This window comes from Natrarchaeobius chitinivorans (genome assembly GCF_003841505.1).
Lineage (GTDB): Archaea > Halobacteriota > Halobacteria > Halobacteriales > Natrialbaceae > Natrarchaeobius > Natrarchaeobius chitinivorans.
Genome location: NZ_REGA01000035.1, coordinates 1 through 11,188 on the forward strand (window position 1 = coordinate 1; position 11,188 = coordinate 11,188).

The following is an 11,188-nucleotide window of genomic DNA, read 5'->3' on the forward strand; positions in this document are numbered from 1 at the left end:
ATCAGTCAAGGACTGCGGCCTCGGGCGAACGCACGCCCGAGGCCGCGTCCACGCACGAGCGCAGGTGTTCCTCGCGCTGTGCCTTCGCCTCGTCGTTGCAATTACCAACTACGAACGCGGAGACAATCCGGGAAGTACGATCATCACGGTGTGACAAGAGTTCTATGACACCCTCTTTGTGTGATTATGAGGGTGAATAGGGATCGGGTGCTGAGTCTTTGGCCTATACTGACCGCGAGTTTCACACCCCACTCTGGATAAAGAAATTGTATTAACAACCACTGTTATGAATTACAGGCTCTATTGAAACCCTTATTCCGTGATAGATTTGTGGATGATCGGTAAGTGAAGCTGAAAAATATATCGGCTGGTAGAAACCGTACACAGACAGATTGAGAGTCCCTAAATCAATCTGTAACCGGCACCGTCTAGTTAGCGCAGTTTGAGGAACGAACAGGTCGTAGAGTGAGGTTGGAACTATGCTCGCAGACCTGCTCAGCGAGAGCTACGCGGCGGAATTTGATGAATGTTGGGAGCGTGAAGCGACCGGTTGTTCGCTTCGAGAGACACAAGCGATTCTTCTCTCACTCGGCGTTAAACGCTCTCATCAAGCAATCTGGGGCTGGATACATCGGCTGTCTGATAGCGTCCCAGACCCGCCGACGGCTTCGCCGTCGCGGGTCGCGGTTGACGAAACCGCTGTCAGGATTAACGGCGACTGATCTTGGGTGTACGCTGCAATAGACATTGATACGAAACTCATCCTCGATGTTGCACTCTTTGGACGGCGAGGCACCGATCCAGCTGCTACGTTTCTGCATGGACTCACCGAGAAACACGATCTTTCTGAGGCTGAGTTTCTCGTTGATGGCTACGGCTATCTGACTGCCCTCTCTCGGTTAGGATTGAGCGGTCACCTCGACTACGTTGATCGAAACCACATCAAAAAGTGGTTTCACACCCTCAAAATGCGGATCGACCGCTTCCACAACTCGTGGGTGGTCAGTCGAGCGAGCGTCAGAGAGTGGCTTGAACAGTTCGTACACTACTATAACACACAGCGACCATACCAGTCACTCAACAGACAGACGCCAGCCGAGGTGCTAAACTAGACGGTGACCTGTAACCCGTTTCCTCACACCTATTAACTATAAAAGTCTTCGACATGAATTTCCTGCTGATTACAATGGGGGGAGTACATCACGAAAATGGTGAACAGGTTATCGAGAAATGGAATAGCGTTTTCAAAGCCCTCTCGTCCGAGCCACGTCGCCAAATCATAGTTTCCCTTTTGGATGCTGGACCAGATCAATCAGTTCCATTGCCCGAGAGTGCAATGATGCCTAACGTTCCACCCAACATGAGACAGCTCCGTCAGGAATTACACCACGTCCATCTGCCGATGTTAGCGGATATGGGGTTCATCACTTGGGAAGCAGAACCGCTGATCGCCGCTCGTGGTCCACGGTTCGATGAAGTAGCAGTGGTTTTCGAAGCGCTCCATGCGGAAGCGTCCCGTATTCCCAATTCATTAGTTCTTGGCTGTCAACGTCTTGAAGAGGAACAGCAGAATAGCGTCAATCTCTAATAGACAACTCAAGCGGCGAATTCGCAAACGTAGTTACCGTTCAGTATAGCCCAACCATATCTCACTGGGGTGCTATTGTCACCCAAATAGTCACAGCCTATATGGTTGGGAAGAAGGATAAACTATCCTAAAAATTGAGTAGGAACATGCCACAAAATCTCCACTACAAAGATGTACGTACTGATGGTGGCTCAACGATTACAGTAAAGCAACAGCCAGATGAATCTTATACTCAAGCAATACTAAGGGGAGTTGCTGAGTTGAAAGGAGTTACCGTAACTGCTCTTGATCCACTGTACAATAGCGTTGAGGTTGATGCGATGGAACAGCTAATAGATCATTCACAAGAACATAAATCTAATATATCCATTAGTTTCACCTTTGAGGGATGTATTATTAGTATAACTGAGAAAGATAATAACCAGATAACGCAGGATAGCATCCAAAGAGGATGATACAAGGACAGAAAGGCGCGATACGATAGGTGTGCAACCCCACTTACCGGCTATTTCACTGCAGATCGTGTCTGACCAATAGGATTTCAACAGAGCCGAATTACACAAATTGAACCCCCCCCTTAGGGACAAAGAAACACCTCAATTACACTTCTCCCTTCGAAAATTCGGAAACAGCACGCTTCCATTCATCACATAGAATAATGTGTGACGGACGTAATCACAGACGCTTGGGACTACAGCCGAAGTTTATACTATAAGAGATGAAAATCGGGACGCAGAGATCATTCATCTCTCAAGCGTCCTGCGGCCGATCCTTGACGGACAATCAGCGGATCCAGACTTCCTCCGCGGTCCTTCCGGAGTCAGGAAAACCTGCATTGCGCAATTCACGGTGGAAGGACTCCGAGAGAGGACACTACACGCGCTTATGTCACGATTTCAAATCGTGCCCCGCCCGTAGTGCTTTCAGTGATTGTGATTGTCCACCCATGCGACTCTACGATCTGTTGGATGCTCTTAAGCCCGATACCTGTGCCGCCATTTTTGGTCGAATACTTCCACTCGAATACCTCCTCACGAGCATCGAGCGGGATGCCCGGTCCATCATCCTGAACATAGAAGCCGTCACCGCTTTCGAGCCCACCGAATTCGATAGAAACCGTTGCTCCACCGTGCTCGATCGCGTTCCGAAACAGATTGGTCAATAACCGCTCCACAAGTCCCTCATCTGCCCGGACACTGACACCGTCCTTGATCGTTGCATTGGCGCGGCCGTTCTGGACTCGTTGCCAGACATCAGTCGCCACTGCAGATACCGCGACGGGTGTCATCTCTGTCTCGATCCCGTCTTGCTGGGAGAGGGAGAGTACATCGTCAATGATGTGGTCGATGCGAGAAACTGCATCTTCGACCTCGCTGAGAGCATCAGCCTGTTCATCTGTAACGTGCTCTTTCAGAAGATCGATATGACCGTGTGCTACCGCCACGGGATTCTTGAGGTCGTGTGAGAGGACACCAGCAAACTCTTGGAGTCGCTCTTGTTCCTGTCGAATCTGCTTTTCGTACTCCCGCCGCTGGGTGATGTCTCGGAGGACAGAGAGATGTTTGCCGGGGACGATATTCGCCGTTGCAGCGTACTGAGCGATGCGAATTGAGCCATCCGGTCGGCGAACAGGGAACACACCATGGTCAGTCTCATTCTCCCGGAACGAATCCCACACAGTATCGAAGTCGAAATCCTCGATGGTGAAGTCGGCTGCCGTCCTGCCAAGTAATTCCTCCTCGGACCGCCCGAAGAGTTCACAGGCTGCTGCATTGACATCGAGATACGTCCCGTCGTTGCTGGCGATGATCATGGCATCTGAGGCTTGCTCGAAGACGCCCTGAAACCGGCTCCGTTCGGTATCAACTTGATCTTCTGCACGGTAACGACGAACGGCGTTCTGGACGCGGTTGACCAGAACGGAATACTGGTCTGTCCCCGTCTCTTTTTGCATATACTCCGTCACGCCCATGCGAATCGCTTCGCTGGCGATCTCTTCGCTTCCCTTGCCCGTATAGAGGATAAATGGGAGGGAGGGATAATCCGCTCGGACTGATTCGAGGAGATCAAGACCGGTCATAGCTGGCATATCGAAATCGCTGACGATTGCATCGACAGCGTGGCCTGCAAGATAGTCGAGCGCCGCTTCGGGGCAGGTCACTCCGGTAGCAACAATGCAGTCCCCCTTCAGTTCGAGTTGCTTGCCGACGAGATCTGCCAAGCCGGGTTCGTCATCAACGCAGAGGATATGATCCATATCTGCATCAGCGGTAGCCATCAGTCACCACCAGCAAACTGAAAATCTTCCCCCTCACAGTTTGGACATACTTCCCAGTTCCGTGGCAGCGGGGTAGTTCCTGTTGCAGCCATGAAGACGAACTCGCACAGTCGGCATTCAACGTATTCACTCATCGTCCTTCATCGGTCCACCTATCCGTGGGTTGATCTACTTGGCTCACACTCTCCGGTCTGGACGACATTGTTTGAGGCTCCGGCGATTCCAGGGGCCTCACTTCGATCTCTCCGTGACTGCTTGCGGTCACTTCGTAGCCGTGATATTCGAATGTGATGTGCAGGGCACCATCAGCACCGCTACGGGGTGTCGAAAGTTCATTAAGCGCGTCAGGATCGATTGTCGAATGTAGCGGATCCACGTCGAGCGGGTTGGTATCCGAGACTGCTGCGACAGCACTCACGACGGCTTTGGTCGCAGAGTCGGTCGGATCGCTGGAGCGGAGTCGGTATACCTTATCCTCTGGATGGTATTCGACTGACTCGAACTCGGAGACACTTCGTTCGGGAGCGAAGGTTCGGTCTTGCGGTGGGGATGCCGTCTGTGTATCCGAGTTTGGAGAGGTATTGTGGGTCACTACCCCATTCTAGTCGGCTGAGTTGGGTCACTCTAATGGTTTCATACACAATTGAATATTTAAGCCAGGGTTGCTGTCGGCTTACGGGTCTGATTGGATAAGTGCCTGTTCGACCAAGCGCTTATTGCCGCGGTGCAGCCGCGCACCGAGCGCCTGCTGTGAAATCCTGAGATCCTCGGCCATATCTTCGAGGGTGGTTTCTCGCGGTGAGTCAAAGTACCCGCGTTCGTACGCGAGTGTAAGCGCATCGCGTTGTGCTTCAGTGAGATCTTGCTTCGCTTCGAGGGATCTGAGGGCGTGAAGCTCCGCCAACTTAACCGGAACACCGTGTTCGTGACAGTACTCTCGGAATTCCGCGATCTCCGCTCGACTCTCACCGCGCAATTCGAACGTCCACTCCTCGTTAGTCCCGACTGCCGACAACAAGATCACTTCAGGAGCAATCAACGCATCGAGGACGCTATCATAGTCTTCTTCCCATGCACAGCGCATGAGGTACTCGCCATCGACTTGATCGACGACGCGGATATCTCGAACACCTGGATGTGCAGAAAACTGCTCGACGATGTCATCAGTCTCCGTTCCTCGTACCCAAAAGTACGGGACGACACCGTTTGAGTCCGGGATAACGCGTTCGAGTTGCACGGTTACATCCGGAAGGTTCGCAAACACGGTTCCCAAGGGGAACTCGTCGGATTCGAGTGTGAACTCGGCTACTGTCGCCATAGCCACCTCACGCATTCGAAAGCCGGTAGTGACTGAGAGGCTACAGATACAGAGCGATTGGTGATGTGGGGTCTCATTGAGAGTGGTCTTCCTCTCGTTTTTGAATCCAGATTTCCCCACCAGTGTCTACAGTCACGTCGTGATCATTGTACACGAAACTAACCTGAATGGGACGCCGATGTCGCCGGATGAGGGCGTCGAAGACGATTGGGTCCACAACGGCATCGATTGCCTCCAGCTCGTCGGGATCAGTACCAGTCAATTCCGAAAGCGAAGAAACGACGGCATCGCTCCCCGGTTCGGACGCTGGATCAAACGTAGCGTGATATCCCTCCTTTGCAGGAACATATTCGGTACCTTCCTGTTCACTCATGGTCTATGACGAAGCTACGTTGCCGTATATGCCTTATTTAACCCCAACCTGATAAATGGACAAAAACACAGAAAGAGAGGGGATAAACTGCTAATATACAGAACCGGTAGAGACGCTTTAGTAAAATAAGAGCATAATACTGCTATATTAGCAACCCACTAGTTATTCAGTTTCGCTATCATCTTCCTGCCGCGTAATATCGTCCACTGCCTCCGAGAAGTAAAAGTGATTGAACGGTTGCACTTTCCGCTGTTTCATGATCTCCGAACTATCGACTTCGACGCCGAGATCGTGGATGGCGTCCGTGATGCGGACGATGTCGCTCGTGTCACGGCCTACTACCTCGACCTGAATGTTCCGATTGCCAGTAAGCATTTCACGAACGTCTATGACGCCATGGATGTCCAAGAGTTGGTCTACGGCCTCGCTTCGTTGTTTCGGCGGAGCAGTGATAACGAACATCACGCGCAGGGGGAGATTCGCTGACTCATAATCGATCTCAGGATGGTACCCTTTGACCACGCCGTCGTCTTCGAGGCGCTCAATGCGGTTACGAATGGTGCTGGCGGAGACGCCCGTTTTGTCGGCGATTTCCTCCGACGTGGTGTTCCGGGCGTCCAACTGGAGCATGTAGAGGATACCGCGATCAACGTTATCGAGTTCTCGTGCCATGGAAGGGATACGTGTTGATCGCTACAAAGTAACTGTGAAATGGCCCGCTCGTCCCGACCTATCGAGAGTCTCTAGTAACAACTGTAACTATGTAGACACTGATCGCACAGCCCACTCACGGGTCACGTCGTTCCTCGTTCGCTGTTCCGCGGTTCTCACTCACGCTGTCCGTTCCGAACCGCGTCCGCTCCGAACCGCGCGCGTTCGTCGTGGAACAGGTGTGCAGTGGCTACTATAATTCCCGGGTTTGTTAATCGTATGCCGTACGGAGCTGGTCGAGGTCGTCTCCCGTTGTCTGGAGCACCGATTGGATTGTTTCGATTCGAGACTCGTAGCGGATGGTCTTGGTTTCGGAGTCATACTCGATCCAGCCAGCTGCCGCTAATTTCGGTAGGTGACTGTGGTGGAGTTCGGTTTTAACAGTATTGGGGTCGGGAGGTCTGTCGTGACGTGTTGTTGCGCCTGCCGACTCCGAACCGGTCATTCCATCGACGGGTGCGTCGAGATGAACGGGGTTATCGTGGTTCGAAAGTTCGAACAGAAGCCGGCGTCGGAGCGGATGACTCAACAGACTGTGCGTGTCGATGACTGGTTTGGCTCCTGCCCTGGTATTGTCTGTCATAGCAATCTTACCGGAGAATTCTGTCACCATGTGCAAAACGTTCGGCCGGACTGCGAAAATAACAACGACAGGTTCCCGAGGGGTCTACTCGTCTTTGTCGCCGTTCGGAGCGCAATCTTGATCGTACGTGTGGAGCCACCACGTGAATATCACCCGTATTATCATGATTAGACCGTTTTCGGTAGCCGCTTTCCTACGTTGCGACTTCCTTAACGGCCACTGAACCGGCCGCCTCCACGCGCACACTGACGAGTAAAGTATTATTTGCGATGGACGTGAATCTTCAATTCGCTTGACCCAGGATTCCTCACCTGAAGGCGGATCAGGATACTAATTGAACCCGATGGCTTGATCCCCATCCCACGAAACCCGCTTCAGCATACTGGGGATTTGGCCCAATCTCCTGTGGAAGATCTCTCCTGGGTGGCTATCAATGGTTTCAGCTGATTTTCGAGCGACAACAGACTCTCCTTGATTGATTTGCACGTGAGCTGGTCCGAGGTCTGGATGGTCGCCATCTCGATGCCAGCCAAGCATGAACGATCGTTCCGGCTCGATCCAGTTGAACCAGTACCAATACTCGTTGTCCTGATCTGTGAATCCAATTTCGATACGTGCATCGGTTGACGGGTAGGTGGGGTCGTCGAGAAGCCATTGTGTCTTCGTCGATCCAACTACACGATAACTCCCTGATTCCCGTGGTTCGGCCAGCCGGAACTCAACGGTATCAAACCGATCATCATTCTGCAATTCACGGACGAGGTGGATCCGGTGAAGTGTGCGCATCCCGGGTCGCATCCAATTAACGAGAAATAGAGGAATAGAGATCACCTGTGTGATGGCAGTGAATAGCGGTCATACAGTAAGTGCCGTTTCTCCGTTTGATTGAGACAGTTGGGAGAGATCATCATAGAGTTGCAGAGCGTTTTTCAGGAGTCGAATCTCCAACTCGAGTGCCGCCCACGTATCGCTAACGTTCCGTATCTCTCGCATTTCTTCGGCAGAGACATCATCGTTGGTCAATTGCTCTCGCAACTCTTGGGCAGAAGTTACGCCGTACTCCGCCGAGAGATCCTCTACTTGCTCTTGGTACTCTTGGAGCTGTGATTCAAGCTCCGACTTCGAGTGGTCTTCGATGAGTTGGAGAATCTGGTCGAGGAACTGTTGGACCGGATTCGGTTCATAGAGCCCATCGTCTCTTTCGCGGACTTTGTTTTCCGTCTGAAGCCGTTCGACCTCGCTATCGGCGGTCTCCCACGCAACCTCCGCTTGTTCTGCGATAGTATTGATAGTCGCTGGATCGTTGAGCGTATCAACCACCATGCGGACGCGCTCACGTCCACTCGTTTTTTCCTTCCATGATCCTGGGTGTGAGGGCATTAGAACACAATACCAGGCCAGCACTCAAATAATTTGCCCCGTTCTCGATTATGTAGATCCGATTTTCCACCTGTTTGGGGAGACCAACGCCAGCTGTGGATTATGGTTCTGACCAGAAGGACACTCACGGTGTCAGCCTCGATACCCACAGACGCCATTTCGAAGGGAGTTCACCTCCGGAAAAGACTGTAGCCACTCACAGTAGTCTTCGTATCGGTCGCACACAAGTTGCACAGTTGGGCTTCTGACCCGTGTCACCAAAACAGATTTGACAGGCTGTAGTTGCCGACTTGCCACCGCTTCCACACTCATCTTGGGTGGGCTGTTCCGTGCCAGCAGACTGACCCCTTCCGTTCTCGTCTTGACAGCACCAGTACCACGGATCTCGAGTTTCTCAAACAACCAGTCACCGACATTGAGCTACTGTGGCTTCGAAGTGGGAACTGAAACTTCCCATGGGAATTCTTCGTTCCCACCATGGAGAGAAATATATTCGGCCCTGGTGAATCGCCACACTGCGTCGGGTTGTAGTAACTTACAGTCTTCCTGAAATCAGCCAATCGGTTTGTCACCGGCCGATTCCTCGAGAGTGCATCACGATGGTTCCAAACGGACGCCTCGAGCGATGTAATCTCCCGCGGGGAAGTCACTGCCACCTAGTGATCCACCAGAGGTATATCATATTTGACCGTGAGGGTCCCTATTGGTATTACTGTGGCTCAATTCCACGACTGCTCAACTGCTTCTCGCCGATCATTGAGAAGTTCCTGTTTCGTACGAGGGTCGTAATGTTTCTTGATTACCTTCACAGACACGTCGAATCGTTCGCTTGCCCGTTCTCGTCGGAGACCGCCACTAAGATGGCTGACAATCGATCCTCGACGGATTGCGTGCGGATAATACGACTCTGCACATACATTCGAATCTGGGTTGCAGGTACCATCACACGAACAATTATCAGTATCTTTTGGGTTCCAGCGGCAACTTGTTGCTTCGTACACCCATCGTCGAAGTGTCGACCGAGAAGCCCGTCCGTATTCTGTTGCAAATAACGGCTCTCGGCCGTACTCGTCAGTAACGTCAGGCCGTTCTGTCTCGATATACAATTGAATTGCGCTTATGACCTCTTCTTTTATCACAATATTTCGCTCACCATCACCAGCCGTGTTCGAGTTTTCGCTCCCGTTCTTAAGCCTCGTTCCTGTTTCCGGTCTGTGACGGAAGCGAAGCACTTTATTTTCGGGATCAAAATCTCGCTGATCAAGTGAATGTGCGCCACCAATACGTGGTCCACCATTCCATAAAAGTTCCATGAGAGCATGCATACCTGAACTTCGTCGACATCGCCGAAGTCGGTGAAGGCGACCTGTGACTTCAGGCTGTGAAATAGCCTCATCGCGAGCTTTGGGATACAATCCGAGCTCTTCCTGATTTAGAACTCGATATGTGGAATTGTCACACAGATCCCGTTTACTGAGCCATTGGAGCCACGATCGAACGTTTTTCGTATATGTGAGTATGGTAGCATCCGAATTGTATTCTGTCCGGAGATAGTCAATATACATGTCGGCAAGCGCTGGGGACAGTTTCTCGGGAGTAGATACGTTATTTGACTCTGCAAAATCGACGAACTCTGGGATAGTACGCTTATATTGTGCTCGTGTTGATGGGCTGCGGTTCTGGCGACGTGAGAGAAACCGATTGTAGAGTTCCGTCAGAGTTGTATTCAGCTGCTGAGTGAAATCGCTACTTTGCTCAGGAGGGTTCTCACATGCTTTCAAAACCTTCTCAATTGTATCTGGATCATTGACCTCAGACAGTATCTGGACTACATCTCCGCTCATCGTTCCCCCACTAACTTCGAAATCGAATGCTGCCAGAGATCGCAAGGGCAAATACCTTGGATCTGGTCACATTGAGACCTATCTGTTGTAAGCAAGTGACCATATTGGTCTTCGCTAATATGTTTGAGTGACCGACGAAGTGTTGCTTCACTTGCTCTCCCGTGAGTAGTCGTAAATAGTGGTTGACTATCTGCTTTTGTTGGCTCTTTCCGCTCATAAGTCACGTATTCTTCAATCGTCTCAATGGTACTCGGGGATAATTGTGCCACCCGTCCATTTACTAGATCTATACGACTCACCAGGTGCGTTTCTGGAATAGAAACGCTTACCAAGCCATCTTCCAATGAAATATCCTCTAATTCAATTTCTTTAATCACTGTTGGCCTTCCATTCACATCGACAATAAGTTCAGCATATGCGTGTACTCGAGTACCAAATTGACGTTGTCGAAGATAGGTCAATAGAGATGCAATATGCTCAGACCTGTTAAAATCACCATCCGAGTTAATGACTGCAGAGTTTTCTCCTATAATCTCATGGAGGTCCATTGAATTATATTCAGAGATTCCGGACAGCAGTTCAAACTTGAGAATTTCAGGATCTTGCCGGTGAATGAATGACCGTAAATTAGCGAAGATTGGAGTGTAGCTGGCAATTGTCTCAGAACTGAATCCTGATTTAGCCTGCACGTAGTCTATGAACTCAACGAAGTCAATTTGATTAGGAAAGTTCTTCGATACAGAATTGGTTTGGTACCAGTCACAGAACTCTGTTACTGCTGATTTGTGTGACCAGAAAGTGGTTTCTGGTGCTGAGTCTGCTAATTTGTCAAGGTAGATCTCGGTAGCACTCTCAAAAGATTCGAAATCGGATTGGCCTTGGATATGTGGTGAGACCATCCGTTCTAGCTTAGTGACTGGCTGAGACGGCGACCACGCCGAAATTGCACCGAGTCTGACCGCTATCATACCGAGATAGCTGCTGTTCCACCAAACCAGCCGGTTCTTCGTTATGTCTCCCGTCACAGGCGGCGCACTCGCAGTCGTGAGTGCGCCGCCGTTCCAGAGCCATCGCTGATCAGTCCGGGCGATCCAGCCCGTCTCGTCAGGCGAG

Annotated in this window: 12 protein-coding genes and 2 pseudogenes; 4 read left to right on the forward strand and 10 right to left on the reverse strand. The window is 51.1% G+C overall.

Annotation, left to right across the window (positions count from 1 at the left end):
• The 4 genes and pseudogenes from EA473_RS21450 to EA473_RS21465 form a co-directional block, all read left to right on the forward strand.
• Positions 1 to 154 (forward strand): annotated as a pseudogene (locus tag EA473_RS21450) (IS5/IS1182 family transposase); the annotation flags it as partial.
• A 325-nt stretch (positions 155 to 479) separates the two neighbouring features.
• A pseudogene (locus EA473_RS21455) lies at positions 480 to 1,112 on the forward strand (IS6 family transposase).
• 74 nt (positions 1,113 to 1,186) lie between these two features.
• Positions 1,187 to 1,588 carry a hypothetical protein gene (locus EA473_RS21460; RefSeq protein ID WP_124197651.1) on the forward strand — a complete coding sequence of 134 codons (402 nt, stop codon included), beginning with the start codon at positions 1,187 to 1,189 and terminating at the stop codon, positions 1,586 to 1,588.
• Positions 1,589 to 1,734: 146 nt separating this feature from the next.
• The gene (locus EA473_RS21465) at positions 1,735 to 2,043 is read left to right on the forward strand and encodes a HalOD1 output domain-containing protein (protein ID WP_124197652.1); all 309 of its coding nucleotides are present in this window, start codon (positions 1,735 to 1,737) and stop codon (positions 2,041 to 2,043) included.
• Positions 2,044 to 2,471: 428 nt separating this feature from the next.
• On the opposite strand, the gene EA473_RS21470 is transcribed toward EA473_RS21465, so the two are convergent.
• The 10 genes from EA473_RS21470 to EA473_RS21505 form a co-directional block, all read right to left on the reverse strand.
• On the reverse strand, positions 2,472 to 3,866 hold the full coding sequence (locus tag EA473_RS21470; protein WP_124197653.1) for a hybrid sensor histidine kinase/response regulator: 1,395 nt from the start codon (positions 3,864 to 3,866) through the stop codon (positions 2,472 to 2,474).
• Between the two features lie 130 nt (positions 3,867 to 3,996).
• Positions 3,997 to 4,458 carry a HalOD1 output domain-containing protein gene (locus tag EA473_RS23320; RefSeq protein WP_165875357.1) on the reverse strand — a complete coding sequence of 154 codons (462 nt, stop codon included), beginning with the start codon at positions 4,456 to 4,458 and terminating at the stop codon, positions 3,997 to 3,999.
• Positions 4,459 to 4,539: 81 nt separating this feature from the next.
• Positions 4,540 to 5,184, reverse strand: coding sequence for a helix-turn-helix domain-containing protein (locus EA473_RS21475; protein ID WP_124197654.1), 645 nt, complete (start codon positions 5,182 to 5,184; stop codon positions 4,540 to 4,542).
• Positions 5,185 to 5,257: 73 nt separating this feature from the next.
• Entirely contained in the window at positions 5,258 to 5,557 is a 300-nt protein-coding gene (locus EA473_RS21480; protein ID WP_124197655.1) for a HalOD1 output domain-containing protein, read from the reverse strand.
• A 162-nt stretch (positions 5,558 to 5,719) separates the two neighbouring features.
• Entirely contained in the window at positions 5,720 to 6,229 is a 510-nt protein-coding gene (locus EA473_RS21485) for an Lrp/AsnC family transcriptional regulator (RefSeq protein WP_124197656.1), read from the reverse strand.
• 250 nt (positions 6,230 to 6,479) lie between these two features.
• Positions 6,480 to 6,881 (reverse strand): DUF7344 domain-containing protein, encoded by a 402-nt coding sequence (locus tag EA473_RS23430; RefSeq protein WP_449289222.1) that lies wholly within the window; start codon positions 6,879 to 6,881, stop codon positions 6,480 to 6,482.
• A 300-nt stretch (positions 6,882 to 7,181) separates the two neighbouring features.
• A complete protein-coding gene (locus EA473_RS21490; RefSeq protein WP_207890231.1) occupies positions 7,182 to 7,637 on the reverse strand; it encodes a hypothetical protein in 456 nt (151 codons plus the stop codon).
• 69 nt (positions 7,638 to 7,706) lie between these two features.
• Entirely contained in the window at positions 7,707 to 8,231 is a 525-nt protein-coding gene (locus EA473_RS22950) for a DUF7342 family protein (RefSeq protein WP_449289223.1), read from the reverse strand.
• A gap of 719 nt (positions 8,232 to 8,950) precedes the next feature.
• Positions 8,951 to 10,075: a tyrosine-type recombinase/integrase gene (locus EA473_RS23325; RefSeq protein ID WP_124197658.1), complete on the reverse strand. Its 1,125-nt coding sequence runs from the start codon at positions 10,073 to 10,075 to the stop codon at positions 8,951 to 8,953.
• Positions 10,072 to 11,188 (reverse strand): hypothetical protein (locus EA473_RS21505; protein ID WP_207890232.1); only part of this gene is annotated, 1,117 nt, incomplete at its 5' end. The genes EA473_RS23325 and EA473_RS21505, both read right to left, overlap by 4 nt.

Coding starts and splice junctions, on each gene's coding strand:
- EA473_RS21460 (WP_124197651.1), top strand. CDS start 1,187: ATGGGGGGAGTACATCACGAAAATGGTGAACAGGTTATCGAGAAATGG.
- EA473_RS21465 (WP_124197652.1), top strand. CDS start 1,735: ATGCCACAAAATCTCCACTACAAAGATGTACGTACTGATGGTGGCTCA.
- EA473_RS21470 (WP_124197653.1), bottom strand. CDS start 3,866: ATGGCTACCGCTGATGCAGATATGGATCATATCCTCTGCGTTGATGAC.
- EA473_RS21475 (WP_124197654.1), bottom strand. CDS start 5,184: ATGGCGACAGTAGCCGAGTTCACACTCGAATCCGACGAGTTCCCCTTG.
- EA473_RS21480 (WP_124197655.1), bottom strand. CDS start 5,557: ATGAGTGAACAGGAAGGTACCGAATATGTTCCTGCAAAGGAGGGATAT.
- EA473_RS21485 (WP_124197656.1), bottom strand. CDS start 6,229: ATGGCACGAGAACTCGATAACGTTGATCGCGGTATCCTCTACATGCTC.
- EA473_RS23430 (WP_449289222.1), bottom strand. CDS start 6,881: ATGGTGACAGAATTCTCCGGTAAGATTGCTATGACAGACAATACCAGG.
- EA473_RS21490 (WP_207890231.1), bottom strand. CDS start 7,637: ATGCGCACACTTCACCGGATCCACCTCGTCCGTGAATTGCAGAATGAT.
- EA473_RS22950 (WP_449289223.1), bottom strand. CDS start 8,231: ATGCCCTCACACCCAGGATCATGGAAGGAAAAAACGAGTGGACGTGAG.
- EA473_RS23325 (WP_124197658.1), bottom strand. CDS start 10,075: ATGAGCGGAGATGTAGTCCAGATACTGTCTGAGGTCAATGATCCAGAT.